This window comes from Pantoea sp. YU22 (assembly GCF_003970755.1).
Lineage (GTDB): Bacteria > Pseudomonadota > Gammaproteobacteria > Enterobacterales > Enterobacteriaceae > Pantoea > Pantoea piersonii.
In genome coordinates, this window is the sequence record NZ_RYDU01000002.1 from 390,121 (window position 1) to 415,242 (window position 25,122).

Genomic DNA, 25,122 nt, shown 5'->3' on the forward strand with positions numbered 1-25,122 from the left:
CGCCCGCTGTTGCCAGACAGCAACAATCAACCGTTCAGCGCGGCGATAAGCGTGTCACATAGCAGGCTGACCGGCGCGGCGGGCTGCGCCTCCTTCAGCAGCAGATAGCTTTGCAGGCGATCCATCTGCCACTCCGCCAGTAGCTGGGTGATTTCGCCGCGCGCCAGCGCCGCCTGCGCCATATAGGAAGGCAGATAGGCGATGCCGCTGCCCGCCTGCGCGGCGTTGAGCAAGGCCATGCTGTTGTTGGCGCGAAAGCGGCTGCGCACGTCGATCGCCAGTCGTTGCTTATCGCGGCGAAAAGGGAGCGCGGCGGTATGCGCCGGACCGTGAAACATCAGCAAATCGTGGCGCGGCAGCATATCGGGATGGGTAACGGGCGGGCGCTGCGCCAGATAGTCCGGCGCGGCGTAGAGCCCCCAGTCGATATTACCTAACACCCGAACGTGCGCTCCCTGTGGCGCGCGGGCGCGAATAACGATGGCGATATCGACCTGCTCTTCCAGCCGATCGCTGCCGCGATCGGTCAGGTCAAGATCGACATTGATATGGATATGGCGCCGCAGAAAAGGATTAAGCGCTGGCACCACGCACTGGCAGCCGTAGGTGACCGGCGCCTGCAGCCGCACATTGCCCGCAACGTTCTGATGCAGCTGCTGGACAAAGGCGTCGGCGCGATGCATCTCCGCCAGCATACGGGTGCAGAAAGGATAGTAGGCCTGACCCAGCTCGGTCAGCGCCAGTTTGCGTGTAGTGCGCTGCAGCAGCTTAAATCCCAGCCGCACCTCAAGCCGGGCGATCTCCCGACTGACGTGGGATTTTGACAGGCCGAGCGCGCGTGCGGCCTCGCTGAAGCTCCTGCACTCCACCACGCGGGCGAACATCATCATCGCCGTTAAGTTTTCGCTGTTATCCATGATTGTCTTTGTCCGCCGGAAAAAAGCAGACTAAACAATTCAGCCATCTGTTACACCTGTTTGCTGACTTAGCCCGCCATCGCCAGCGGGAACAGCAGCCGGTCCGGCTCGACGCGCCGTTGACGTCGCAGCTGCCCGGGAGTGACGCGAAAATAATTTTTAAAGGTGCGCGTATAGGCCTGCTGGGTATCGAAACCGTAGTTCATCGCCACCTGCAGAATCGCTTCGTTGCTGTTCAGCAGCAGCAGAGCGGATTCGGTCAGCCGGCGCTGGCGAATATACTCCGCCAGCGAAAAGCCGGTATGCTGACGAAACAGACGCTGCAGGTGCCAGCGGGAATAGCCCGAGCGGCGCGAGACCTCATCCAGATGCAGATCCTGACCTAAGTTGTTTTCAATCCACTGCAGCAAACTACGAATAAATTCGCGCTGATTCATGAGTTCCTCCTGATACGGCATGATCTTCAGTGAACCCACTTTAACGCAGGAAATTTATCCCTTAATTAGCGGAAAATTAGCGCAGAATTAGCATGGCGCGCCGCAGGGCGTCCTGTGCGGCAGCTTTAATTCTGTGCTAATAATCCCGGCGTAAACTGCGGCTACTTATCAACGAGGAGATTTTCCATGCGCGTGCTACTGGTGGAGGATGATGAAATGATCGGCGCCAACCTGCAGCAGGCGCTGGAAGCCACAGGCTGGTCGGTTGACTGGGTGCGCGACGGCGTTTTCGCGCATCACGCCTGGAGCGAAGGCGACTATACCTGCGTGCTGCTCGATCTCGGCCTGCCGCGCGACGACGGCCTGCAGGTGCTGAAGCGCGCGCGTGGACGCGGCGATACCACGCCGGTGCTGATTTTAACGGCGCGCGATACCGTGGCGCAGCGCGTGCAGGGGCTCGACAGCGGCGCCGATGACTACCTTCTGAAGCCTTTCGATCTGCAAGAGGTCCTGGCGCGCATGCGCGCCATCACCCGGCGTCGCCACGGCGCAGCGGACTCGCTGCTCGGCAGCGGCGACGTACAGCTGGATATGATGACGCGCGAAGTGCTCTATAAGGGGCAGCGCGAGCAGCTTACCGCGCGCGAATATGCGCTGCTTTACGCTCTGCTGGAGCGTCCCGGCGCGATCCTGTCGCGGGAACAGCTGGAGAACCGCATCTACGGCTGGGGCGAAGAGGTAACCAGCAATGCGGTCGATGTGCTGATCCACGGCATGCGCCGCAAACTCGACAATGACGCCATCCGCAACGTGCGCGGACTCGGCTGGCGCGTGCCTGCATTATGAAACCTTTTACCTTTATGCGCTCCCTGCGTAATAAGTTGCTGAGTACGCTGCTGATTATTCATCTGCTGATGATTGGCGGCGTCACCTGGTACTTCTTCAGCTGCTACGGCGAGATGATTGGCACCATGAAGGATGACCAGCTGTCGAAAATCGCCGACGCCTGGGCGACCAATAAAGAGATCCCGGCGCTGATGCCGCTGATGCTGCACGCCGACAAGGTCAAAAGCGCCTATGTGGTGCAGCTGTGGGACAGCAACGGCAAACTGCGCGCCAGCTCCTGGCCGGAGCTGCATGCGCCGCTGCAGGCGGAAAAAGGGTGGCATGATATCGACGTCGGCGACTGCAACGAGTGCGCCTGGCGTATCTATACGCGCCCCGGCGAGCCGGGCAGTGAGATCAAGACCATCCAGGTTATGCATAACCTGAGCTATATGCGTTCCGTAATGGTGCAGCGCGCGCTGTCGGCCATTATCCCTATGATTTTAATGATGCCGCTCTCACTGCTGGTCATCTGGCTGGTGGTGCGCAAAATCACCCGCGATCTGCGCGTCGCGTCGCGTGAAATCGCGGCGCAGGAGACGCTGCATCCTCATCTCGTCTCGCCGGAGGGACTGCCGGACGAGATCCTGCCGCTGGTAGAGGCGTACAACTCGCTGCTCAATAAGCTGCGCGCCGCCTGGTCGTCGCAGCGCCAGTTTCTTGAGGACGCCGCGCACGAGCTGCGTACGCCGGTGACCGCGGTAACGCTGCAGCTGGAGAACCTGCGTCAGCATATTCAGCCCGGCGAAGCGAGCCGCCAGTTCGATCAGTTGGAGGCGGGCGTCACGCGCACGCGCCATCTGGTGACGCAGCTGCTTAATATCTCTCGCCAGGAGGATAAAACCGTCGTTGCCTCGATCGAGCATATTGAGCTGGAAGATCTGCTGAAAGAGAGCATTGAGCAGCTGATGGTGGTGGCCGATAAGCGCGGCATTGATATCGGTTTTAATGGCTCGACCCACTATCGTCTGCAGGCGAGCCGCTCCGAGCTGCGCAGCCTGTTCGATAACCTGATCGGCAACGCCATGCTGCACACGCCGGAAGGCAGTCTGGTAGACGTGCTGCTGCACCGCGTCGGCGATCGCACCGTGGTCGATATCGTCGATAACGGACCCGGCATGCCAGAAGCCTTTATCGATCGCGCCTTTGATCGCTTTACCCGTGCCCCCACGGTGAAGGCGCAGGGCAGCGGTTTAGGGTTATCAATAGTGCGCAGCGTGGCGCAGAAACACCATATCCAGGTAGCCCTCTCCAACTGTCTCAACCCACAAGGCGTTATCTGCGGTTTGCAGGTTCGCGTCACCCTACCCTGAATTTCACGTTCGAGCGCGATGCCGACAACGTAAACGGTTGCGGCGTTCCGTTCGCTGCCGCTTATTTTCGTGACACGCTTCACATTTTCACGTAAATGCAATGCAACACATTTTGACAAACGTGAGCAAAATCTATTTTCTATCGCCCTGTAACGGTCAGGCTACGCAGGCTAGAAACCGGCAGTAAAAAACGGTTACATCTTCGCCGCCCTACTCTGGGATTGATTTCACCTTGACTGCGTCCAGGCGTGGTCGAAAGCATGTGGTTAATGAGAATGACATTTAAAACCTTGATAGCAGGAGCCTTGCTGGCGACCTCTCTGGCTGGCAGCGCGCAAGCCGCCGAAAGCGATCCGCAATATCTTTCCGACTGGTGGCACCAGAGCGTTAACGTGGTAGGTAGCTATCACACCCGCTTCGGACCGCAGTTCAATAATGATGTCTATCTGGAATATGAAGCCTTTGCCAAAAAAGACTGGTTCGATTTTTACGGCTATCTCGACCTGACCAATTTCTTCGGCATGGGCAACAGTAACGCCAACGGTATTTTCGACCACGGCTCGCCGATGTTCATGGAAATTGAGCCGCGTTTCTCTATTGATAAGCTGACTGGCACCAGCCTGGCTTTCGGTCCGTTCAAAGAGTGGTATTTCGCTAACAACTATATCTACGATATGGGCCGTAACAGCGATAACCGCCAGAACACCTGGTATATGGGTCTCGGCACCGACATCGATACGCACAGCGACGTCGGCCTGTCGCTTAACGTTTACGCCAAATACCAGTGGGAAAACTACGGCGCGGCGAATGAGAACAGCTGGGATGGCTATCGCTTCAAGGTGAAATACATGGTGCCGATCACCACGCTGTGGGGCGGCAACCTGAGCTATATCGGCTTTACCAACTTTGACTGGGGTTCTGACCTGCGCGACAAGTCAGACGCTTCGCGTACCAGCAACTCCATCGCCTCCAGCCATATTCTGTCGCTGGGTTACGATCACTGGCATATCTCCGCCGTGGCGCGTTATTTCCATAACGGCGGACAGTGGGCGGACGGCCAGGAGCTGAATTTCGGTCGCGGACCCTTTGAAGTGAAATCGACCGGCTGGGGTTACTACCTGGTGGCGGGCTATAACTTCTGATAAAAACGGGCGACCTGAATGTCGCCCGTTGTGAAAATGTGCTATCGCGGGAGAGCTGGCCCGATCGCAAAGACGCAAAAAGCGGCATCCATGCCAGCTCGGCCCGCCCCTTCCCTGGGGCGGGACGCTTTGCTCTTCGGTCCAGCCCTCCCGCCTGCAGGCTTTGGTCGCTCTCTGACAGCAACGGCCGTGCAAACGCCCGCTTAATGCTGCGGCTTCACCACGTTAATACGCCACGGGATGCCGAATTTATCAATAAACATGGCGAATCCGTTCGACCAGAAGGTTTCCTGCCACGGCGTCGTCACTTTCCCGCCAGCCGACAGTTTCTCAAACCAGGCTTTACCCTGCTCCGCATCGGTAGTCGAAAGGCTTACCGCATAACCGGCGTGCTCCGATGCCGGGGGCTGATCGGTATTGCCATCGCTCAGCATCAACTCGCCCTGACCGATACGCAGATGAGCATGCATAATCTTCTCCGGCGGCAGCGGCGGCGCAGACTGGTCGCCCACCTGTTCGCCCTGATCCGGCATATCGCCGAACGTCATTTTATAGAGCAGCTCTCCCTCGGTGGCCTTCAGGTAAAAGTCGATAGCCTCTTCACAGCGGCCGTAGAGAAACAGATAAGGACTGACTTGCATCTTCACCTCCATTTGTCGGTTGGATTTTTTACAGCACCTTAATAGTGTAGACGACAGGGCTTACCTGCTGTTTTTACTGGCAATAACGGCGGAACAGCTGCGCCATATAGGCGCTCATCGGCGTCAGCGCGGTATCCTTTCGCTGGATCAAATAGAAGGTCGCTTTCGGCAGCGGATCGTCCAGCTCCAGCGCCACCAGCTGATGGCCCAGCACCGGATCGTTGATCACGTCCACCGATAAAATGCTGACGAAATCGCTCTGCGCCACCAGGCTGGTACAGGCCATAAACGTCTCGCAGGAGACCACAATTTTTGGCGCCATGCCGCGCTCGCTAAAGAGATCGTGCAGCAGGCGGTAGTAGCTGCCTTTCGGCGTCGGCATGGTCCAGTTGCACTGCTGTAGCGCCGCCAGCGAACGCGCCTTCTCCATAGGATGCCCTTTACGCACCACCACCCGATATTCGCGCTGCATCATTTTCTCAAAGCTCAACTCCTGATCGAGATGGCTTTGATCGTAGGTGTTGATGGTGAAATCAAGCTCGCCCTGGCGCAGCTCTGGGATCATCGACACCAGCTGTCCCTCCACGATACGCACTTTGACCAGCGGGTATTCGCGGTGAAACTGCGTGATCACCTGCGGCATGATGGTGCGCGCCACGCTGCCGCCGACGCCGATATTGACTCGTCCGCCCGCCAGTCCAAGCCGCTGCTGAATATCCTCCTGCGCCACACGTAATTCTTCTAAAACCAGGCTGGCATGGCGAAAAAAGTTATCACCCACGTCGGTCATCACCACGCCCTGCTGACGGCGAATAAAGAGCCGCGCGCCTAATACCTGCTCAAGTTCCTGAATCGATTTAGTCAGCGCAGGCTGGGAAAGCCCGGAAAGACGGCTTGCAGCGCGAATGCTTCCCTGGCGCGCGACCTCAACGAAGGCGCGCAGCTGATGCAGCTTAAGCTGTGACGGCATGATAACCACTGTTTATCAGGAGAAAGATATTTGCATCTTATGCGGCCAGAGAGGCTTGTGTAAATTCGGGACTGTGCATAAAAAACCAACAATAAGGATTTCCTATGACAACCCTCTCTGAACAGGTCCAGGCGCTGGCGCCGCAAATGCAAAACTGGCGGCGCGATCTTCATCAGTTCGCCGAATCCGGCTGGCTGGAATTCCGCACCGCGACGCGGGTGGCCGATGCGCTGCATAAGCTGGGTTATCAGCTGCAGCTCGGCCGCGAGGTAATCAATGCCGAGGCGCGTATGGGGCTGCCCGACGCCGACACCCTGAAGCAGCAGGAGGCGCGCGCGCTGCAGCAGGGCGCGCTGGCGCAGTGGATGCCCGCTTTTTCCGGCGGCTTTTGCGGCATCGTCGCCACGCTGGAGACCGGTCGCCCCGGCCCGGTAATGGGTTTCCGCGTCGATATGGACGCGCTGGATCTCAATGAGAGCCAGGCGGCCGACCATCTGCCGCAGCGCGAAGGCTTCGCCTCCTGCAACGCCGGCATGATGCACGCCTGCGGCCACGACGGCCATACCACTATCGGGCTCGGGCTCGCCAGCGTGCTGATGGCGATGAAGTCGCAGCTGAGCGGCACCATTAAGCTGATCTTTCAGCCTGCCGAAGAGGGCGTGCGCGGCGCGAAGGCGATGGTGGAAGCAGGCGTGGTGGACGATGTCGATCTCTTTACCGCCATCCATCTCGGCACCGGCGTGCCCGCTGGCGAGCTGGTGTGCGGCAGCGACAGCTTCCTCGCCACCACCAAGCTGGACGTGCATTTTACCGGCGTCGGCGCGCACGCGGGCGGCAAGCCTGAAGAGGGTCGCAACGCCTTACTGGCGGCGGCGCAGGCCACGCTGGGTCTGCATGGACTACCGCAGCACAGCGGTGGCGTAGCGCGCGTCAACGTCGGCGTACTGCAGGCGGGAACGGGCCGCAACGTGGTGGCCGATACGGCGCTGATGAAGGTGGAGACGCGCGGCGTCAGCAATGAGGTCAACGACGATATCTACCAGCAGGCGCTGCGTATTATCGCTGGCGCGGCGGCGATGTACGGCGTGGAGTATGAGGTCAAACTGATGGGCGCGGCGCGCAGCTGCACGCCGACGCAGCCCTGGGTCGATTTCCTTCATCAGCAGGCGGAGGCGCTGGGCATCTTCGACTCGGTGGTGGATAGCAAAGCGCAGGCCGCCGGATCGGAAGACGCCACCTGTATGATGGAGCGGGTGAAACAGCGCGGCGGTCAGGCGACCTACGCGATTTTCGGCTGCGAGCTGGCAGCAGGCCACCATAACGCGAAGTTCGATTTTGACGAAAGCGTAATGGGTAAAGCGGTGCAGATGCTGGCGACGCTGGCGCTCAATCAGTCGCAGTTTGGAGGCGGGCGATGAACGCTGATTTCCTCGGCGATTATATCGACGCTAACCAGGCGCGCTTTACCGCTCTCAGCGACGCCATCTGGGACACGCCGGAAACGCGCTTCGCCGAAACCCGCTCCAGCGCGCTGCTGGCCGATGCGCTGGAGCAGGAAGGCTTCACCGTGACGCGCGGCGTCGGCAACATTGAAACCGCCTTTATCGCCAGCGTGGGCGAAGGCAAACCGGTTATCGCCATTCTCGGCGAGTTCGACGCGCTGGCGGGGCTGAGCCAGCGAGCGGGCTGTGCGCAGCCTGACCCGCTGGAGGAGAATGGCAACGGCCACGGCTGCGGCCATAACCTGCTCGGCACCGCAGGGCTGGCAGGGGCGTTCGCGCTTAAGGCGTGGAGGGAGCAGCACGGCGGGCGCGGTACGATTCGCTTTTACGGCTGCCCCGGCGAAGAGGGCGGTTCCGGCAAAACCTTTATGGTGCGCGAGGGGCTGTTCGATGATGTCGACGCCGCCGTGACCTGGCATCCCGAAGGCTTCAGTGGCCTGTTTAACCTCAGCACGCTGGCGAATATCCAGGCGGCGTTTCACTTTAAAGGAGTGGCGGCGCACGCCGCTAATTCGCCGCACCTCGGACGCAGCGCGCTGGACGCCGTGACGCTGATGAATACCGGCGCGAACTTTCTGCGTGAGCATATCGTGCAGGAGGCGCGGCTGCACTATGCAGTCACCAACAGCGGCGGCGTCTCGCCTAACGTCGTGCAGGCCGATGCTGAAGTGCTCTACCTGATCCGCGCGCCGGAGCTGCCGCAGGCGCAGGAGATCTACCAGCGCGTTATCAATATCGCCCAGGGCGCGGCGCTGATGACTGACACACACGTCACCGTTCGCTTCGACAAGGCGTGCTCTAACTACGTGCCGAATCGCGCGCTGGAGGCGGTGATGGAGCGTTATTTGCATCACTTCGGTCTGCCGCACTACAGCGACGAAGAGCGCGCCTTCGCCGCCGAGATCCGCGCCACGCTCAGCGAGGACGATCTGCGCAATGCCCGACTCAATGCGGCGCGCACCGGCGGCGAGGCGGGTGCGGTCTGGATCGAGGCGCACGGCGACAAGCAGCTGATGGACGAGGTAGCGCCCTGCGCGGCGACGCGCGAGCTGCTCTACGGCTCTACCGACGTCGGCGATGTCAGTTGGGTCACGCCTGTCGCACAGTGCTTCGCGCCCTGCTTTACCTTTGGCACCCCGCTTCATACGTGGCAGTTGGTGGCGCAGGGCCGCACCTCTATCGCGCATAAAGGCATGTTGCTGGCAGCCAAAGTGATGGCCGCCACCGTACTGGAGCTACTGAACGATGACCAGGCGCTGGCACGCTGTCGCGCCGAATTTGAGCGCGCGCGCCGCGCCCAGCCCTATCGCTGTCCGATACCTGAAGGCGTCACGCCTTCAAAACTGGCCAACTGAGCCACGGCCGCGCCTCAGGCGCGGACCGATAACACAATAAAAAACGCAAACACGACCATACAAGACGAGGAATAACATGACCGTAATGTCGGAGAATCGCAGCCCTGGGAAAGTGTTCGGCTGGATTGAGCGGGTCGGCAATAAAGTCCCCAATCCCTTCCTGCTGTTTGTTTATCTGATCCTGGTGCTGATGGTGGCGACCGCCATTATCAGCAGCCTCGATCTGGCGGTGAAAAACCCTGTCAGCGGCGAGCTGGTGCGCGTCAACAATTTACTGAGCGTCGCGGGTCTGCAGTGGATCCTGCCCAACATCATCAAAAATTTCAGCGGCTTTACGCCGCTCGGTTCGATTCTGGCGCTGGTGCTCGGCGCGGGCCTGGCGGAAAAAGTTGGCCTGCTGCAGTCGCTGATGGTGAAGATGGCGTCGCGCGTCAGCCGCCGCTACGCCAGCTATATGGTGCTGTTTATCGCCTTTTTCAGCCATATCTCCTCTGATGCCGCGCTGGTGGTGATGCCGCCGCTCGGCGCGCTGATTTTTCTCGCCGTGGGCCGCCATCCGGTCGCGGGCCTGCTGGCGGCGATTGCGGGCGTCGCGTCCGGCTTTACCGCCAACCTGCTGATCGTCACCACCGACGTGCTGCTTTCCGGCATCAGCACTGAGGCGGCGAAGGCGGTGAGCGATACGGTACACGTGAGCGTGATCGACAACTGGTTCTTTATGGCCACCTCCGTGCTGGTGCTGACCGTGGCGGGCGCCCTTCTGACCGACAAGTTTATCGAGCCGCGCCTGCCGCAGTGGAAAGAAGGCAGCAGCGAGCGGCTGGCGGCCCTGACGCCGCTGGAGAATCGCGGCCTGCGCGCGGCGGGCATCGCGGCGCTGCTGTTTATCGGCGTGATGGCGCTGCTGGTGGTGCCGGAACATGCACCGCTGCGCGATCCAGTAACCGGCGGTATCGTGCCGTCGCCCTTTATCAAAGGCATCGTACCGATCATCATCCTGTTCTTCTTTGTCGTGGCGATCGTCTATGGCGCGGTCACGAAGCAGATCCGCCGTCCAGATGATATTCCGCAGCTGCTGGTGGAGCCGATGAAAAGCATGGCGGGCTTTATTGTGATGGTGTTTCCGCTGTCGCAGTTCGTGGCTTTTTTTAACTGGAGCAACATGGGCAAATTTATGGCCATCGGGCTGACCGATGTGCTGGAGAGCGCGGGCATCAGCGGCGCGCCAGCCTTCCTCGGCCTGATGTTCCTGTCAGCGTTTCTCTGTATGTTTATCGCCAGCGGTTCGGCGATCTGGTCGATTCTTGCGCCAGTATTCGTGCCGATGTTTATGCTGCTCGGCTTCCATCCCGCCTTCGCCCAGATGATCTTCCGCATCGCCGATTCGGCAGTGTTGCCGCTGGCGCCGATGTCGCCCTTTCTGCCGCTGTTCCTCTCCTTCCTGCAGCGATACCAGAAAGATGCGCAGCTCGGCACCTATTACGTGCTGATTTTCCCCTATCCGGTGCTCTTCTTTATCACCTGGATCGCGCTGCTGCTCGCCTGGTATGCGCTGGGATTGCCTGTCGGTCCCGGGGTCTATCCGCAGATGCCGTAGCGGGCTTGCCAGGGACGGCTAAAACTGCAACGTACGTTGCTAAAAACTCACCAACAACCCTCTCGGCAAGGATCGCCGAATTGATTATTCTGCTATCTCTTCGCTTGCTAACGGTTAATTATTTTTACAACGTCGCCACGCCGTTAGCAGGACAGGCAAACACCGTCACACCGAGGTTCATAAAATAATGACAACAACCTGCCCTTCAGGGATAGCGCCGGCGCTCGCTGCGCCGACGCCGCATAACAACAGTTTAGCGGGGCGCATCGACGCCCTGCCGTCATCGCGAGGCCTGTGGCGTTTTATTACGCTGCTCGCGCTCGGCGGCTTCTTTGAACTCTACGACTTGTTCGAGACCGGCTATATCAGCTCGGGCCTGCTGGCCGCTGGCGTTTTCCACACCGGCAGCGCAGGCGTGTTCGGCATTGCCGATCAGGCCGCCTTCGCTTCCGCGACCTTTCTCGGCTTGTTTGTCGGCGCCAGCCTGCTGGCGCCCTATGCTGACCGCTTCGGCCGCCGCCTGACCTTTATGTGTGCGCTGGCGTGGTATGGCATTTTCTCCCTGCTGATGGCTTTTCAACAGAGCGCGGAGATGATTATTCTGTTCCGTTTTCTGGTGGGCATCGGCCTCGGCATCGAACTGGTCACTATCGATACCTATCTCTCGGAATGGGTGCCGACGCATCTGCGCAGCCGCGCCTTCGCCTTCTCTTTCTTTGTGCAGTTCCTTTCCGTGCCTGCGGTGGCGCTGATGTCATGGTGGCTGGTGCCGCAGACAGTGCTGAGTCTTGAGGGCTGGCGCTGGGTGGTGATCGCGGGCGCGATCTGTTCGCTGGCGATCTGGTTTATCCGTAAGGATCTGCCGGAGTCGGCGCGCTGGCTGGCGCAGCAGGGACGCCATCAGGAGGCGCATCAGATGTTGAGCGCCATGGAAAAACGCTGCGGCGTTGCTCCCGGCGCGGATTTTCCGCCGGATGATGCGGCGGCACAGCTGCCGAAACGCGGCCGGTTCAGCGAGATCTGGGCGCCAGCTTACCGCAAGCGCACCCTGATGCTGGTGGTGATGAACCTCTTTCAGGCGATCGGCTTTTTCGGCTTCGGCAACTGGCTGCCGGCGCTGCTGTCGGGCAAAGGGGCCACCGTCACCCACAGCCTGCTCTACGCCTTCTTCATCACCCTTGCCTACCCGCTCGGCTCGCTGATCTCCAGCCGCTACGCCGATAAGCTGGAAAACAAATGGCAGATCGTTTTGTCCTGTCTGATGACCGTGGTATTCGGCACGCTGTTCGCCTTTCAGACCAGCCCGGCGCTGCTGATTGTCTGCGGCTTCCTGATCACCTGGTCCAACGCCTGGCTGACCTTTAGCTATCACGCCTATCAGACAGAGATTTTCCCGACCCATATCCGCGCCCGCGCGGTCGGCTTTTGTTACTCCTTCAGCCGCCTCTCGACAGTATTCAGCAGTATTCTGATCGGTCTGATCTTGCAGTATGCGGGCAGTCAGGGCGTTATCGCCTTTATTGTGGCAAGTATGCTGATTGTGATGCTCTCGGTAGGGATTTACGGGCCGAAGACGCGTGGCATCGATCTGGAGAATATTTAAGCGCCGGTGCGCGATGAAAGGCTAAAGAGGCGGGAAAAGGCGCCCGGTGTCAGCCGGGCGCCTTTGAGCATTACGGGTTTTCGAGCTGATGAATATCCGCGCTGCCCTGATAAGGTTTTATCGTCTTATCTTCACGCAGCTTCGCCACATCCTTCGCCGTGACCTTCGACTGACTGCCGTTGCCCCAGCTGGTGCGGATAAAGTTCACCACGTCCGCGACCTGCTGATCGTTGAGCCGCCAGCCGAACGCCGGCATGGTGATGGCCGACGGCGCGCCTTTTACGCCAGGCAAGGTACCGCCCGCCAGCACGATATGGATCAGCGAGGTGGGATCGTCAGTCATCACCACCGGGTTGCCGCGCAGCGCCGGGAAAAAGCGCTGGTAGCCGCTGCCGTCGGTTTTATGGCAGGCCGCGCAGCTATCGACATAGACCGATGCGCCGGTCGCGCTGTCGTCGCCTTTCCATAACGCTTTCGCTGTGGCGTCGTCCTGACTAAAAGCCGCCTGGCTCGGATCTTTCGCGCCGAGCGACTTCAGGTAGCGCGCAATCGCGGCGATATCTTCATCGCTGAGATGCTGCAGGCTATGCTCCACCACCTCGGTCATGCCGCCAAACGCGGCGGTATGATCGTTACGGCCGTAGCGCAGGAACTGGCGCAAGTCGTTCTCGCTCCAGCGCCCCAGCCCGTCGCGGTTGTCGCCGCGCAGGTTGCTGGCGGTCCAGCCGTCAATCGGCGCGCTGCTGCCCGCCAGATAGTCGCTGCCTTCGCCGTTGTTCAGCGCTTTTTCCTGCATGGTGATGCTACGCGGCGTATGGCAGGCACCGCAGTGGCCCAGCCCCTCTACCAGATAGCGACCGCGCGCCAGTTCAGGATCCTCCTGCGCCGCAGGCTGGAACGCTTTTACGTCCGGCGCGAATAGTGAACGCCAGATCGCCAGCGGCCAGCGCATCGACAGCGGCCAGGGAATCGCGCTCTCTTTATTAGCCTGCTCAACGGGCGCAACGCCATGCATAAAGTAGGCGTAAAGCGCCTGCATATCGTCGTCGCTCACCACCGCATAGGAAGGGTAAGGCATCGCCGGATAGAGGGTATCGCCATTTTTCGCCACGCCGTGACGCACCGCCTTCTGGAAGTCGTCGTAGCTGTAGTCGCCAATGCCGGTCGCCTTATCGGGCGTGATATTGGTGGAGTAGATGGTGCCGATCGGCGTCGCCATCGGCAGGCCACCCGCAAAAGGTTTGCCATCCTTGCTGGTGTGACAGGCGACGCAATCGCCCGCGCGCGCCAGATACTCACCGCGTTTTACCCGATCGCCGCCGTTATCGTCCGCCAGCGCGGCAAAGGTCATCGTGCCCAGAATCAGGGCCAGTAAGCCGTTTTTCATCGCCATTTCCTTATGCCTGCACCAGTGGACCCGGGTTTTTCAGATACTGCTCGCGGATCGCTTTCGCCGACCAGTAGGTCAGCGCCGCCACCATCCCCGTCGGGTTATAGCCGAGCCCCTGCGGGAACGCGGATGCGCCCGGCACAAAGACGTTCGGCACGTCCCAGCTTTGCAGGTAACGGTTCACCGCGCTGGTGGCGGGATTGTCGCCCATAATGGCGCCGCCGCTGATATGCGTAGTCTGGTACACCGTGGTGTCGAAGTGGGTACCCGGCCCTTTCGCGCCGCCGATAATCATCTTCGGGCTCATCGCTTCGGCGATTTTACGCATCTTGCCGACCATAAACTGCGCCATTTTGATGTCGTTATCCTGCCAGTCAAAGGTCATGCGCAGCAGCGGCTGGCCGTAGGCATCTTTGTAGTTAGGATCGAGGTCGAGATAGTTGACGCGGTAAGACTGATGCGCGCCGTGGGCGTCCATGGAGATATGGTGCGTATAGGTATCCGCGACCGCCGCTTTCCACTTGCTGCCCCAGTTCGGCGTGCCCGTTGGGGTCGGCAGGCCAGAGATCGGCTTGGTACCCGCCTGGTTGACCCAGAACGGCGAACCACCGACAAAGCCGTGCGGCCCGTGGTCGAAGTTGTCGGCGTTGAAATCATCTACGCCAACGCCCGCGCCGCCCGCACCAATAAACGGGTTAGTGGTGGTGTTTTTATCGAACAGCGCCTTCAGGGTCGAAATATTCTGGTAGGCGAAGTTGCGGCCGATGGTACCTTCGTTGGTAATCGGGTTGTAAGGCTTGCCGATGCCGGAGAGCAGCATCAGGTGCACATTATGGAACTGGAACGCTGAGAGAATCACCAGATCCGCTGGCTGCACCACTTCACGCCCCTGCGCATCGACGTAAGTCACGCCGGTAGCGCGCTTTTTATCCTCAGTCAGGTTAACGCGCAGCACATAGGCGTTGTTGCGCAGTTCGAACTTCGGCTCCTGACGCAGCGCAGGCAGAATGTTTACGTTCGGTGACGCTTTCGAGTACATGTAGCAGGCGTAGCCGCTGCAGTAGCCGCAGAAGTTGCACGGCCCCATCTGCGCGCCGTAGGGGTTGGTGTACGGGCCGGACGTGTTGGCCGATGGCAGATCGTAGGGGTGATAGCCCACCGATTTCGCCGCCTCGGCAAACAGCTGCGCCGACCAGGTGCGTTTCTGCGCAGGCAGCGGGAATTTATCAGAGCGATCCGGCGCGAACGGGTTGCCGCCGCTGTCCTTGCCGATCACCTGGCCTTTGATGCTCCAGGGGGTACCGGAGGTGCCGAAGACCTTCTCCGCCTTGTCGAAGAACGGCTCCAGTTCGTCATAGGTGACGCCGAAGTCCTGAATCGTCATCCCTTCCGGAATAAAGTTTTTGCCGTAGCGCTCTTCGTAATGGCTGCGCTGGCGCAGCTCGGTGGGATCGACGCGGAAGTGTACGCCGGACCAGTGCAGTCCTGCGCCCCCGGTGCCGGTGCCCGGCAAAAATGCCGCCAGCTGACGATAGGGAACCGCCGTCTGCGAGGCGTCGTGGCGGATAGTCACGGTGCTTTTCGACAGATCCTGGAACAGCTTTTTGCGGATGTTATAGGTCAGCTCGTCAATCGACTGCGGATAGGAACCGTCAGGATAGGTATCGCGATGCGGGCCGCGCTCCAGCGCCACCACGTTAAGTCCGGCTTCGGTCAGCTCTTTGGCCATGATCGCGCCGGCCCAGCCGAAACCTACGATCACCGCATCTGCTTTTTTCATTTCGTTTGCCATGGTTACGCGCGCTCCCCGCGAATAGAAACTGACGGGAAGGGATAACGCTCACCGCGTTCAACCCAGTCCATAAAGTCGGCGCGCGCGCCGGGAAAGCCGATCAGCTTCCAGCCCACCATATTCTGGTTGCCGCCGTGAATCGGGTCGCTAAAGAAGCCTTCGCGAGTATTCTGGATCAGGAAGGCGAAAAAGGTTTTCGCTGGCAGCTGGCGGAAATCGGCCTGGCCGCTCTCCATCGCCTGCAGCAGCGCATCCTGCTGCTCGCCGCTGAGATCGGCGAACACCTTGCCGTGCTGACGCTTGCTGTAGTCGTCGGCGTCCGCCAGACCCAGACGGTAGATCTGCTGCGGCACCAGCGGCAGCTGATAGCCCAGCTCTTTAGGCAGATCCGGATTGAACGGTCCCTGCATATACCAGTTAGCGCCGGTGGCGTAAGGGGTATTCATCTGGCGGTCGATAAACTCCGGCACGCCCGCTTCCAGCGCGCCGGGGCCACGCTCGTCATTTGGGATCAGGCGTGCAACGGCTGCTTTGATAAAGGCGAACTCTTCTGCGGTAAACCAGCTCGGCTGATAGTCGCGCGCGGGTTGCGCAGCAGCGGGATCGGCGGCCTGTACCGCAGGCGCCACGCTGAAGCCCCCTACGACGGCGCTACCTGCCGCCATGGCGGGTGCCAGCGCAATGGTCTTTAACAGAAAATCCCTGCGTGTCTGGCCACGTTTTTGTTCTGACATGACATTGCCTCAGTACCGCTTATAATGCGGCATGAAAGTTAAACAGTTGCGTTGTAATGATTTTTTTATGCGGATTAAGGGTTACAGCAGCACTGTTACCGGTAACAGCGGGCGCTAGTGTAACACCGTTGTGGCGAAACATTTAGTTCGTCAAAACAAATTCGCACAAATTCATTAACATCTCGTCGGAATGCTTTACCTGACGTGGGCGAACGCTGTCACCTTCAGAAACAACACTCAGCAGACAAATAACGCTAAAAAACGTTATAAAAGGATGCATACAACAGCGGAGAGCCTATGTTTAAGTCTTTTTTCCCCCGGCCAGCGCTGTTTTTCAGCACGGCGGCGATCTGGAGCCTGATCGCGATTTTTGCCTGGTTCGGCTTTGCCGACGATCTGCCGTCACGCTGGTCAGCGCTACATGCTGCGATGCAGCAGCAGCTGCCGACCACGGCCGCGCGCTTTATCGCGCCCAGCCAGCTCTGGTTTTACAGCTATTACTGGATTGTCGTGGCGCTATTCGCCCTGGCCTGGCGCGCTATTGATAACCATCCGTGGCAGCGCTGGTCGGTCTGGGGCTCAGCACTGATTATTTTCGTCACCTGGTTCGGCGTACAGGTCGGCGTCGCGATTAACGCCTGGTACGGCCCGTTCTACGATCTGATTCAGCAGGCGCTGACTAAAGCGGGCTCAGTGCAGATAAACCGTTTTTACGCCGAAGTGATGGCCTTTCTCGGCATCGCGCTTATTGCCGTCGTCATCGGCGTGATGAACTCATTCTTTATCAGTCACTGGGTGTTCCGCTGGCGCACCGCGATGAACAACTACTACATGCATAACTGGCAGCGTCTGCGCGAGGTGGAAGGCGCGGCGCAGCGTGTGCAGGAAGACACCATGCGCTTCGCCAGTACGCTGGAGAGCTGGGGCGTGAGTTTTATTCAGGCGATTATGACGCTGGTGGCCTTTTTACCGGTGTTGATTAGCCTGTCGCACCACGTGAAAGACGTGCCGATTCTCGGCAATATTCCCTACGCGCTGGTGGTTGCGGCGCTGCTCTGGTCGCTCTTCGGCACAGCGCTGCTGGCGCTGGTGGGCATTAAGCTGCCGGGCCTGGAATTCCGCAATCAGCGGGTTGAAGCGGCTTACCGTAAAGAGCTGGTGTATGGCGAGGACGATCCCGATCGCGCGACGCCGCCGACAGTGCAGGCGCTGTTTAGCCGCGTGCGGGTTAACTACTTCCGCCTCTACTTTCACTATCTCTACTTTAATATCACCCGCATTCTCTATCTGCAGGTCGATAACGTTTTCGGTCTGTTTGTGCTGTTCCCGTCGATCGTGGCGGGCACCATTACGCTCGGTTTGCTGAACCAGATCACTAACGTGTTCGACCAGGTGCGCTCCTCGTTCCAGTATCTGATCACCTCCTGGTCGACGCTGGTGGAGCTGATGTCGATCTACAAACGTCTGCGCAGCTTTGAGCAAATCCTGCAGGATATTCCGCATCAGGAGATGATGCGCGAAGCGGCGGAAAACGAGTAGCGCGGCAGGATCGCGGCAGCAAAAGGTCCCGCGCAGCCGGTGCGCGGGACAGCGAGGAAAAGGTTAAACCAGCGCGGCGAAAACCCGCTCCACGGCGTACGCGCCAGGATCTTTCACCCCATCCAGCGTTTGCTGATTCAGGTAAGAGGAGCGCCCCGCTCTGGCGCTCTGCATCTGCGCCGTTGATTCAGCGCCCTGCGCCGCGGCCTCCGCCGCCTCCGCCAGGGTGTTGCCCGCGACCAGCGCCTCCAGCGCCGGTTCCAGCGCATCGATCAGCGTGCGATGGCCAATCTGCGCGCCGCCGTAGTGCTTCATCTGCGCCAGCCCCTGTTGTAACGCCTCCGGCAGCGTGCCGCCCTGCGCCAGCTGCTGGCCCGCCGCGGTAAAGAGGATCGACATCAGCACGCCGCTCGACCCCCCCATCACCGTCGCCAGCTGTTCGCCCACCAACGCGAACAGCGACGGCAGATCCGCCAGCGGCAGCTGCTGCGCCTCCAGCGCGCTTTTCACCTTGCGCGCGCCCGCGGCAAAGGTCGAGCCGGTATCGCCATCGCCGACTTTTGCGTCCAGCGCGTTCAGCTCAGCTTCAAGATCGATCAGCGTCTGCGCAACGCGGCTCACTACCCGCGCCGTCTGCTCATCCTGCGAAGGCGTAAACTCCAGCTTGCTGACCACGCGCTGGCTGCTCAGCGTCGTCACCGGCTCTACCGCATGGATCGGTGCCCAGCCCAGCACCTCGACCGGTGCCTTCAGCGCTTCAAGAAACGCTGCTTCGATCTGCAGCACCGTCAGCGAAAATCCTTTCATGTCCAGCGCGCTCACCAGCGTCGCCGGGCCGATCAGATGGCTGATTTGCGCCGCCAGCGGGCTTTTCAGCACCTCGCGCGTCACCAGCGCCAGCTCCAGCATAGAGAAGCCGCCGAGATTGTTGACCAGCAGCACCGCTCTGGTGCCGGAAGAGAGGCTGTTAGCCAGTTTCTCCGTCATGATACTGACCAGCTTTTCGCTGTTCTGCGTGTCCAGCGTAATGACGCCCGGCTCGCCGTGGATGCCCATGCCCAGCTCGCTCTCGCCCTCTTTAACGCGGTTGTCGCGCTTTTCGCCGGGAATATGACAGGTCGAGAAGGCGACGCCGATGCTCGCCGTACCCTTGATGGCACGCTGCGCCAGCGTTTTTACCTGCGCCAGCGACTGCCCCTGCTCTGCGGCATAACCGGCGATTTTATGGATCAGCGCGGTGCCTGCGATGCCGCGCGGCTGCGGGTTATCCGGCAGGGCGATATCGTCCTGCACCATTACCATCTCGACCTTATAGCCCTGCGCCCGCGCCTTCTCCGCCGCCAGGCCGAAATTGAGGCGGTCGCCGGTATAGTTTTTCACGATGAGCAAGCAGCCCGCGTCGCCGGTGACGTTAATGATGGCGCTCAGCACCGCGTCAACGCTGGGCGAGGCGAAAATATCGCCGCAGACTGCGGCGGTCAGCATCCCTTTGCCGACGAAGCCGGCATGGGCCGGCTCATGCCCTGAACCGCCGCCCGAAATCAGCGCCACCTTGCTTTTGTCCCAGTCGTTGCGCACCACGACCCGAATGTCGTCGCCTAAATCCAGGCGGCTGAGGTTGTGCCAGGGCGTGCTCAGCAGTACGCCCTCTATCGCTTCGTTGACCAGATTATTTTTTTCATTCATCAGGAACTGGCTCATTGCATCCTCTCCAATGGTGTTGATGCCGCCAGGCAGCGGCACGCTTTTAAAGGTAGCCGAAGAAATGCAAAGGGCGGCCCGCAGCCGCCCCGGAAACTAACAGTGAAATCAAAGCGCGATGCGCATCACGCTGTCTGGATCTTTCGGCGGCTCTTTGCGCGAGCCTGGCTGTTTGACGCTAACGAACAGCGTCCTGCCGTCGGCGGAAAGCGCCAGGCTGTTAGGCAGGCCCGGCGTTTTAACCGTGCGTTTTACCTGATAGCTGGCAGCGTCAATGATGCTTACCTCGCCCGCTTTGCGGTGCGTGACGTAAAGCGCATTGCTGTGTGGATTAAACAGCACCGCCAGCGACTCCGGAACGGCGATCGACTGGATCACCTTTTGATCGCGCAGATCGATGACCAGCACCTGCGGCTGCTTCGCGTCGCTGAGGAAGGCGCGCTGGCCCTGGGTATCGAGCGCGATATTTAGGAAGAAATGCGCGTTATCGCCGTCGATTTTCTGGCGTTTTTCAATGGCGTTGGTGCGGGTGTTGATGGTGACCAGCTCGCCATCACCGTTGGTAACATAGAGTTTCTGCCGCTCGCTGTCGACCGCCAGGCCGGTGCCCATTTTGCCGGTATTCGGCACCACGCTAATCAGCCGCAACGTTTTGCCGTCCACCACCCAGACCACGCTTTGCGGGCCGATCCCGGTCACGTACACGCGGTCGGTTTTCACGTCGACGGCGATCTCGCGCGGCTGCAGCGGACGCACGTTTTCGCTGCGCTTGCGGCCATCCAGCACCAGCGTGTTGATAACCCTGCCGCTGGCGGCGTCAATGGCGGTGAGCGCGCCGTTCAGGGTATTGCCGACGTAAAGCACGTTGGTTTGCGGATTAATGGCCGCGCCGAAGCTTTTCAGCTCGGTAGGAAGGGTTTGCTTAACGGCCAGAGTCTGCGGATCGAGGCGGAATACCGCGCCGCCCGGCGCATCACTGCCCTGAGACGCGGCGAGAAAAAGCGCATTGTCGCTGGGGCTGAAGGCGAGTTCATAAGCGCCCTTACTGACGGGCTGGTTGAGTTCGTCTGCATGCGCCAGCATGCCGGAGGCGGAAAAGAGCGCGGTAGCGAGCAGCGCAAAGGATAAGGATTTCATGATCTCTCCATAGTAAAGATTCACCGCCGTCAGGCAGTGCTGGAAAGCTCACATTGCAAACCCTGCAAAAAGAGAAGCGGCCCTGAAGCCGTCAAAGATATGTTTTTTAGCAAATGATAAGGATTTAACGCCGAAAGGGAAGCGGTTTCCCGCGCTTACAACGCCGCCAGGACGCCCGAAGGCGTCCTGTCAGCAACAGCCGGTCAGACTTATTTCAGCAGTTCAGCGGTCATATGCACGCCGTTGTTGGTGTAGGCTTCGGTCACTTTATATGATGCGCCCGCGTCTTTCGCCTGCGCCGCGATTTTTGCTTCCGCGCCGTCCAGCGTCGAGTCGGTAGCGGTTACGCTCTGCGCGAAGCTGGTCAGTGGAAGAACAGAGAGAGCGATAACAGCAGCAAAAGTTTTGATGGTTTTCATGGTCAATTCCTTGGTAGATGTTTAATAAGGTAAGGCGTGTCGCCTTGTTGATATGAATAATAGACCGAGGTTGATGCAGCGGATAGCGGAGATAATTGCCGTTCTTTATCAAATTTACTGACGATGAAAGCGCACAATTGGTGTAGCCGCGCCGAAAAAGGTTAACTTGCTGGGATAATAAAAAAGGGCAGCATATTTCGCTGCCCTCAAGGCTTTTAGCCGTGATGACGCACTCGGGTAAAGATGGTGATGGAGGCGAGCAGCATCAGCACGCCGCTGGCGAGAAAGACGCCGCCTGCGCCCTGTAAGTCGAACATCCAGCCGCCCGCCGCCGCGCCTGCGGTAATCGCCAGCTGGATAGTCGCCACCAGCAGACCGCCGCCCGATTCGGCATCGTCCGGCACCGCGCGCGAGATCCAGGTGGACCAGCCGGTCGGCATCGAACCAAAAGCGAGTCCCCACAGCGCCACGCCCGCGGCGACCAGCCAGGAGACGTCGGCGAAACTCACCAGCAGCAGCGCGGTCGCGCTCATCACCAGCGCCATCACGCTCAGCGTCAGCGATACGCTGCGCGTCACCAGATAACCCGCCAGCGAGGTGCCGAAAAAGTTAGCCACGCCAAACGCCAGCAGCACCAGCGACAGCTGATTCAGGCTCAGCTGCGCGCTGCTCTCCAGGAAAGGACGCAGATAGGTAAAGAAGGCGAAGTGGCCGGTAAACATCATTATTACCGCCAGCATGCCCCAGCGCATCAGCCCGCTGCGCAGCAGATCGAGTACCCCGCCGCTACGCGCTTTGTTCTCTGGCGGCATGGCAGGCAGCGTAAAGCATTGCCAGATGAGCGCCAGCACGCCCAGGCCTGCGGTGAGCATAAAGATATTGCGCCAGCCGATCAGGCCGCCGAGATAGCTGCCGAGCGGCGCGGCGATGATGGTCGCCAGCGAAATCCCGCTGAAAACGATCGACAGCGCGCGCGGCACCTGAGCGCTCGGCACCAGACGCATGGTAATCGCGGTCGAGAGCGTCCAGAAACCGCCAATCGCCATACCAAGCAGCACGCGCGCCAGCAGGATCAGCGTCAGATTACTCGCCAGCGCCACCAGCAGTGCCGAGGCGACCAGCAACAGCGTAAAGGCCAGCATCACCACGCGACGATCCAGCCGCCGCGTTACGCTGCCCACCACCAGGCTGGTCAGTAACGCCACCAGCGCGGTCACCGTCACCGTCTGGCCCGCCTGCCCTTCCGATACCTGCAGCGAAGCCGCGATCGGCGTCAGCAGGCTAACCGGCAGAAACTCAGCGGTGATTAACCCGAATACGCCAAACGCCATTGAAAACACCGCGCCCCAGGCGGGACGCGCGGGGACGGAAACCTCATCAGCCACTTCTGTGCTCAGACTCATGTAGCTTCTCCAGAGAAAAAATGATTAAGGCTGGAGCATAGAGATTGCGGGCAAGACGATCTATGATGACGACACCTTCATTATTGATAATTCGTCTGGAATGCCATGAGCCATTATGAAGATCTGACCAGCGAGCTGCTGATGGGAATGCGGCTGCACGGCGTGACCTATCAACGCATTCAGCTCGCCGCGCCCTTCGGGCTGCGCTATGAGCAGGCGCCAGGCCGCGCGCAGTTTCACTTTGTCGGACGCGGGCCGCTGCTGGTGCGTGGCGCGTCGGGTGCGATTTTCACCCTGAATACCGGTGACGCGCTGCTGATCCCGCATGGCAAACCGCACAGCCTGCTCTCGTCACCCGACGCCGCCAGCGAAAACATCGCCGCCTTCGTCAGCAAGCCGATCTGCGACAGCGTGTGCGCCATCGGCGCGCCCGCCGACGCCTGCGACGATGAGGAGAGCGTGATTTTATTCAGCGCCTGCATGAAATTCGAGCTGGGCGGCATGCAGCCGTTGATCAACACCATGCCGGATATCATGCTGGTCAGCACGCTGCTGTCGAAGTACCCGGAGATCCAGCCCATTCTCGACGCGATGGAGCGCGAGTCGCGCACGCGGCACGCCGGGTTTGCCGGTATCCTGTCGCGGCTGGCGGACGTGGTGGCGGCGCTGATCGTACGCGGCTGGGTAGAGAATGGCTGCGGTCAGGGCAGCGGGCTGGTGCAGGCGATGCGCGATCCGCGTCTGAGCAAAGCGATCGCCGCGATGCACCGCGAGCCGGGAGAGAGCTGGACGGTTGAAAGACTGGCGCGGGTGGCGGGTTGCTCGCGTTCGGTATTTGCCGAGCGCTTTCAGAACGCCACGACCATGACGCCGCTGCGCTACCTGACCGAACTGCGTATGCGGCTGGCGGTGCAGCGCATCGTCAATAACGGCGAGGCGGTGGAGGTGGTGGCGTTCCAGCTCGGCTACGGCTCGCTGGCGGCCTTTAGCCGCGCCTTTAAGCGTATTGTCGGCCAGCCGCCCGGCGCGCTGCGCGCCGGACGAGATGAGAGCCGCGTCGCCTCTTAGCGGAAGACGCTGATGGCTTCCACCAGTCGGTTAGCCTGATGCGTCATACGGCCCGACGCCTCCGCGCTCTCCTGCACCCGGGCCGCGTTGCGGTGGGTAATATCGTCGAGATCCTCGACCGCCGTAGAGATTTCGCCCAGCGCGGTTGACTGCTCGGCGGTGGCGGCGCTGATCTGCGCAATCAGTGAAGAGACGTTCTGCACCTGCGCGACAATATCCTGCATGGTGCGGCCCGCCGCGTCGGCATGATTGCTGCCAAGCTGGACGCGGCTGGCGCTGGTTTCCACCAGGCTTTTAATTTCGCTGGCGGCCTTCGCGCTGCGCTGCGCCAGGCTGCGCACTTCTCCCGCCACCACCGCAAAGCCTTTGCCCTGTTCGCCCGCGCGCGCCGCTTCCACCGCGGCATTAAGCGCGAGGATATTCGTCTGGAAGGCGATGCCGTCGATTACGCTGGTGATATTGGCGATGCGCTGCGAGCTTTCGGCGATTTCCGCCATCATGCTCACCATCTCCTGCATGACTTCGCCGCCCTTGCTCGCCGCCTGGCTGGTATGCGCCGAAAGCGTATTAACCTCGTCCGCCGTTTCGGTGTTGCTCTTCACCGTGGCGGTCATTTCATTCATGGTGGCGGCGGTCTGTTGCACATTGGCGGCCGCCTGTTCGGTACGACGGCTCAGCTCGTTGTTGCTGTTGGCGATAGCGTCACTGGCGCTGAGGACGTTAATCGCCTGACCGCTAACGTCATCCACCAGCCAGCGAAACATCAGGCCGAGCTGGCCGACGGCGCGCAGCGTCATTCCGACTTCATCAACGCGCTCCATCTCTTCGACCTTATGGCTGGCACCGGTCGCCACGCTTAGCGCCTGCTGGCAAATACGTTCAACAGGCCGCGAAATTTGCTGTTCCATCCACAGGCTGGTCAGCAGCAGCAGGATCGCCATGCCGCCGGTAAAGCAGCCGAGCGACGCGGGCGTCATGCCGAGCAGCGCGGCGCTGAGCGCCGCCAGCGGCAGCAGCGTCATCAGCGGCAGGCGAATACGCCAGCGCAGCGGCAGCGTTTTCAGCAGCGAGCCGACGCGTCGCCAGCCGGTGCGTACGATCAGCCCTTTATGGAAGCGGCGTCCCTTTGCCCGCCCTTCGCGGAAATCACGATAGAGCGCCTCGGTGGCGCGAATTTCCGCCTCGCCGGGCTTGGTGCGCACCGACATAAATCCCTGCACTTTGCCGTCGCGCACGACCGGCACCGCATTGGCGCGCACCCAGTAATGATCGCCGTTTTTACGGCGGTTTTTGACCAGCGCCGACCAGGGCTCGCCCTGCTTCAGCGTCGCCCACATATCGGCAAACGCCTCTGGTGGCATATCGGGGTGGCGCACCATATTGTGCGGCTGTCCGTTGACCTCTTCCGGCGTAAAACCGCTGACTTCAATAAAGGCGTCGTTGGCGTAGGTGATATAGCTGTTGATATCGGTGGTCGACATTAATGTCGCCTGGTCGTCAAACACGAATTCGCGCTGAGTGACTGGCTGGTTATTGCGCATGGCGGGTCCTTGAAAGAGCTGCTGAGAGTAAGGTGA

Annotated in this window: 21 protein-coding genes; 9 read left to right on the top strand and 12 right to left on the bottom strand. The window is 60.2% G+C overall.

Annotation, left to right across the window (positions count from 1 at the left end):
- Nucleotides 1–26: 26 nt before the first annotated feature.
- Both EKL29_RS06275 and EKL29_RS06280 read right to left on the bottom strand, forming a co-directional pair.
- A complete protein-coding gene (locus EKL29_RS06275; protein ID WP_126689138.1) occupies nt 27–917 on the bottom strand; it encodes a LysR family transcriptional regulator in 891 nt (296 codons plus the stop codon).
- Nucleotides 918–985: 68 nt separating this feature from the next.
- The gene (locus EKL29_RS06280) at nt 986–1,354 is read right to left on the bottom strand and encodes a helix-turn-helix domain-containing protein (RefSeq protein ID WP_120455249.1); all 369 of its coding nucleotides are present in this window, start codon (nt 1,352–1,354) and stop codon (nt 986–988) included.
- A 186-nt stretch (nt 1,355–1,540) separates the two neighbouring features.
- Here EKL29_RS06280 and EKL29_RS06285 point away from each other — a divergent pair, with 186 nt between their 5' ends.
- The 3 genes from EKL29_RS06285 to EKL29_RS06295 all read left to right on the top strand — a co-directional run bounded on the left by EKL29_RS06285 (nt 1,541) and on the right by EKL29_RS06295 (nt 4,694).
- Nucleotides 1,541–2,200 carry a response regulator gene (locus tag EKL29_RS06285; protein WP_120455248.1) on the top strand — a complete coding sequence of 220 codons (660 nt, stop codon included), beginning with the start codon at nt 1,541–1,543 and terminating at the stop codon, nt 2,198–2,200.
- Nucleotides 2,197–3,552, top strand: coding sequence for a HAMP domain-containing sensor histidine kinase (locus EKL29_RS06290; protein WP_120455246.1), 1,356 nt, complete (start codon nt 2,197–2,199; stop codon nt 3,550–3,552). Before EKL29_RS06285 ends, EKL29_RS06290 begins: the two co-directional genes overlap by 4 nt.
- A gap of 275 nt (nt 3,553–3,827) precedes the next feature.
- On the top strand, nt 3,828–4,694 hold the full coding sequence (locus EKL29_RS06295; RefSeq protein WP_120455244.1) for a nucleoside-specific channel-forming protein Tsx: 867 nt from the start codon (nt 3,828–3,830) through the stop codon (nt 4,692–4,694).
- A gap of 203 nt (nt 4,695–4,897) precedes the next feature.
- On the opposite strand, the gene yjdN is transcribed toward EKL29_RS06295, so the two are convergent.
- Nucleotides 4,898–5,335 carry a VOC family metalloprotein YjdN gene (gene yjdN, locus EKL29_RS06300; protein ID WP_120455243.1) on the bottom strand — a complete coding sequence of 146 codons (438 nt, stop codon included), beginning with the start codon at nt 5,333–5,335 and terminating at the stop codon, nt 4,898–4,900.
- 73 nt (nt 5,336–5,408) lie between these two features.
- On the bottom strand, nt 5,409–6,305 hold the full coding sequence (locus EKL29_RS06305; RefSeq protein ID WP_126689139.1) for a LysR family transcriptional regulator: 897 nt from the start codon (nt 6,303–6,305) through the stop codon (nt 5,409–5,411).
- Nucleotides 6,306–6,409: 104 nt separating this feature from the next.
- On the opposite strand from EKL29_RS06305, the gene EKL29_RS06310 reads away from it, so the two are divergent.
- From EKL29_RS06310 to EKL29_RS06325, 4 genes are all read left to right on the top strand, one after another.
- Nucleotides 6,410–7,723, top strand: a complete 1,314-nt coding sequence (locus EKL29_RS06310) for an amidohydrolase (RefSeq protein ID WP_126689140.1) — start codon at nt 6,410–6,412, stop codon at nt 7,721–7,723.
- Nucleotides 7,720–9,162 carry a M20 family metallopeptidase gene (locus EKL29_RS06315; protein ID WP_126689141.1) on the top strand — a complete coding sequence of 481 codons (1,443 nt, stop codon included), beginning with the start codon at nt 7,720–7,722 and terminating at the stop codon, nt 9,160–9,162. Before EKL29_RS06310 ends, EKL29_RS06315 begins: the two co-directional genes overlap by 4 nt.
- A 76-nt stretch (nt 9,163–9,238) precedes the next feature.
- On the top strand, nt 9,239–10,759 hold the full coding sequence (gene abgT / locus EKL29_RS06320) for a p-aminobenzoyl-glutamate transporter (protein WP_120455237.1): 1,521 nt from the start codon (nt 9,239–9,241) through the stop codon (nt 10,757–10,759).
- Between the two features lie 187 nt (nt 10,760–10,946).
- Complete coding sequence (locus EKL29_RS06325) at nt 10,947–12,362, top strand: MFS transporter (protein WP_311778978.1); 1,416 nt, start codon at nt 10,947–10,949, stop codon at nt 12,360–12,362.
- Between the two features lie 70 nt (nt 12,363–12,432).
- Here EKL29_RS06325 and EKL29_RS06330 read toward each other — a convergent pair whose 3' ends face one another.
- The 3 genes from EKL29_RS06330 to EKL29_RS06340 are packed head-to-tail and all read right to left on the bottom strand — an operon-like array spanning nt 12,433 to nt 16,278.
- Nucleotides 12,433–13,749, bottom strand: a complete 1,317-nt coding sequence (locus tag EKL29_RS06330) for a cytochrome c (protein ID WP_120455233.1) — start codon at nt 13,747–13,749, stop codon at nt 12,433–12,435.
- 10 nt (nt 13,750–13,759) lie between these two features.
- On the bottom strand, nt 13,760–15,544 hold the full coding sequence (locus EKL29_RS06335; RefSeq protein WP_120455231.1) for a GMC family oxidoreductase: 1,785 nt from the start codon (nt 15,542–15,544) through the stop codon (nt 13,760–13,762).
- Nucleotides 15,545–15,546: 2 nt separating this feature from the next.
- Nucleotides 15,547–16,278, bottom strand: coding sequence for a gluconate 2-dehydrogenase subunit 3 family protein (locus EKL29_RS06340; RefSeq protein WP_120455229.1), 732 nt, complete (start codon nt 16,276–16,278; stop codon nt 15,547–15,549).
- Between the two features lie 297 nt (nt 16,279–16,575).
- On the opposite strand from EKL29_RS06340, the gene sbmA reads away from it, so the two are divergent.
- The gene (sbmA, locus tag EKL29_RS06345) at nt 16,576–17,817 is read left to right on the top strand and encodes a peptide antibiotic transporter SbmA (protein WP_120455228.1); all 1,242 of its coding nucleotides are present in this window, start codon (nt 16,576–16,578) and stop codon (nt 17,815–17,817) included.
- A gap of 63 nt (nt 17,818–17,880) precedes the next feature.
- Here the strand turns inward: sbmA and EKL29_RS06350 are convergent, their stop codons facing one another.
- The 4 genes from EKL29_RS06350 to EKL29_RS06365 form a co-directional block, all read right to left on the bottom strand.
- Nucleotides 17,881–19,518: a dihydroxyacetone kinase subunit DhaK gene (locus EKL29_RS06350; protein ID WP_126689142.1), complete on the bottom strand. Its 1,638-nt coding sequence runs from the start codon at nt 19,516–19,518 to the stop codon at nt 17,881–17,883.
- Between the two features lie 108 nt (nt 19,519–19,626).
- The gene (locus tag EKL29_RS06355) at nt 19,627–20,655 is read right to left on the bottom strand and encodes a YncE family protein (protein ID WP_126689143.1); all 1,029 of its coding nucleotides are present in this window, start codon (nt 20,653–20,655) and stop codon (nt 19,627–19,629) included.
- A 209-nt stretch (nt 20,656–20,864) separates the two neighbouring features.
- On the bottom strand, nt 20,865–21,074 hold the full coding sequence (locus EKL29_RS06360) for a DUF1471 domain-containing protein (RefSeq protein ID WP_120455222.1): 210 nt from the start codon (nt 21,072–21,074) through the stop codon (nt 20,865–20,867).
- A gap of 215 nt (nt 21,075–21,289) precedes the next feature.
- Nucleotides 21,290–22,477, bottom strand: a complete 1,188-nt coding sequence (locus tag EKL29_RS06365) for an MFS transporter (RefSeq protein ID WP_126689144.1) — start codon at nt 22,475–22,477, stop codon at nt 21,290–21,292.
- A gap of 105 nt (nt 22,478–22,582) precedes the next feature.
- Between EKL29_RS06365 and EKL29_RS06370 the strand changes: the two genes are divergently transcribed.
- Complete coding sequence (locus tag EKL29_RS06370; protein ID WP_120455219.1) at nt 22,583–23,545, top strand: AraC family transcriptional regulator; 963 nt, start codon at nt 22,583–22,585, stop codon at nt 23,543–23,545.
- Here the strand turns inward: EKL29_RS06370 and EKL29_RS06375 are convergent.
- Nucleotides 23,542–25,086 carry a PAS domain-containing methyl-accepting chemotaxis protein gene (locus EKL29_RS06375; RefSeq protein ID WP_126689145.1) on the bottom strand — a complete coding sequence of 515 codons (1,545 nt, stop codon included), beginning with the start codon at nt 25,084–25,086 and terminating at the stop codon, nt 23,542–23,544. The two genes, EKL29_RS06370 and EKL29_RS06375, sit on opposite strands and share 4 nt — an antisense overlap.
- Between the last annotated feature and the right edge of the window lie 36 nt (nt 25,087–25,122).

Coding starts and splice junctions, on each gene's coding strand:
- EKL29_RS06375 (WP_126689145.1), bottom strand. CDS start 25,086: ATGCGCAATAACCAGCCAGTCACTCAGCGCGAATTCGTGTTTGACGAC.
- EKL29_RS06330 (WP_120455233.1), bottom strand. CDS start 13,749: ATGAAAAACGGCTTACTGGCCCTGATTCTGGGCACGATGACCTTTGCC.
- abgT (WP_120455237.1), top strand. CDS start 9,239: ATGACCGTAATGTCGGAGAATCGCAGCCCTGGGAAAGTGTTCGGCTGG.
- EKL29_RS06315 (WP_126689141.1), top strand. CDS start 7,720: ATGAACGCTGATTTCCTCGGCGATTATATCGACGCTAACCAGGCGCGC.
- EKL29_RS06295 (WP_120455244.1), top strand. CDS start 3,828: ATGACATTTAAAACCTTGATAGCAGGAGCCTTGCTGGCGACCTCTCTG.
- EKL29_RS06305 (WP_126689139.1), bottom strand. CDS start 6,305: ATGCCGTCACAGCTTAAGCTGCATCAGCTGCGCGCCTTCGTTGAGGTC.
- EKL29_RS06335 (WP_120455231.1), bottom strand. CDS start 15,544: ATGGCAAACGAAATGAAAAAAGCAGATGCGGTGATCGTAGGTTTCGGC.
- EKL29_RS06365 (WP_126689144.1), bottom strand. CDS start 22,477: ATGAGTCTGAGCACAGAAGTGGCTGATGAGGTTTCCGTCCCCGCGCGT.
- EKL29_RS06340 (WP_120455229.1), bottom strand. CDS start 16,278: ATGTCAGAACAAAAACGTGGCCAGACACGCAGGGATTTTCTGTTAAAG.
- EKL29_RS06370 (WP_120455219.1), top strand. CDS start 22,583: ATGAGCCATTATGAAGATCTGACCAGCGAGCTGCTGATGGGAATGCGG.
- sbmA (WP_120455228.1), top strand. CDS start 16,576: ATGTTTAAGTCTTTTTTCCCCCGGCCAGCGCTGTTTTTCAGCACGGCG.
- yjdN (WP_120455243.1), bottom strand. CDS start 5,335: ATGCAAGTCAGTCCTTATCTGTTTCTCTACGGCCGCTGTGAAGAGGCT.
- EKL29_RS06290 (WP_120455246.1), top strand. CDS start 2,197: ATGAAACCTTTTACCTTTATGCGCTCCCTGCGTAATAAGTTGCTGAGT.
- EKL29_RS06350 (WP_126689142.1), bottom strand. CDS start 19,518: ATGAGCCAGTTCCTGATGAATGAAAAAAATAATCTGGTCAACGAAGCG.
- EKL29_RS06325 (WP_311778978.1), top strand. CDS start 10,947: ATGACAACAACCTGCCCTTCAGGGATAGCGCCGGCGCTCGCTGCGCCG.
- EKL29_RS06280 (WP_120455249.1), bottom strand. CDS start 1,354: ATGAATCAGCGCGAATTTATTCGTAGTTTGCTGCAGTGGATTGAAAAC.
- EKL29_RS06275 (WP_126689138.1), bottom strand. CDS start 917: ATGGATAACAGCGAAAACTTAACGGCGATGATGATGTTCGCCCGCGTG.
- EKL29_RS06355 (WP_126689143.1), bottom strand. CDS start 20,655: ATGAAATCCTTATCCTTTGCGCTGCTCGCTACCGCGCTCTTTTCCGCC.
- EKL29_RS06285 (WP_120455248.1), top strand. CDS start 1,541: ATGCGCGTGCTACTGGTGGAGGATGATGAAATGATCGGCGCCAACCTG.
- EKL29_RS06310 (WP_126689140.1), top strand. CDS start 6,410: ATGACAACCCTCTCTGAACAGGTCCAGGCGCTGGCGCCGCAAATGCAA.
- EKL29_RS06360 (WP_120455222.1), bottom strand. CDS start 21,074: ATGAAAACCATCAAAACTTTTGCTGCTGTTATCGCTCTCTCTGTTCTT.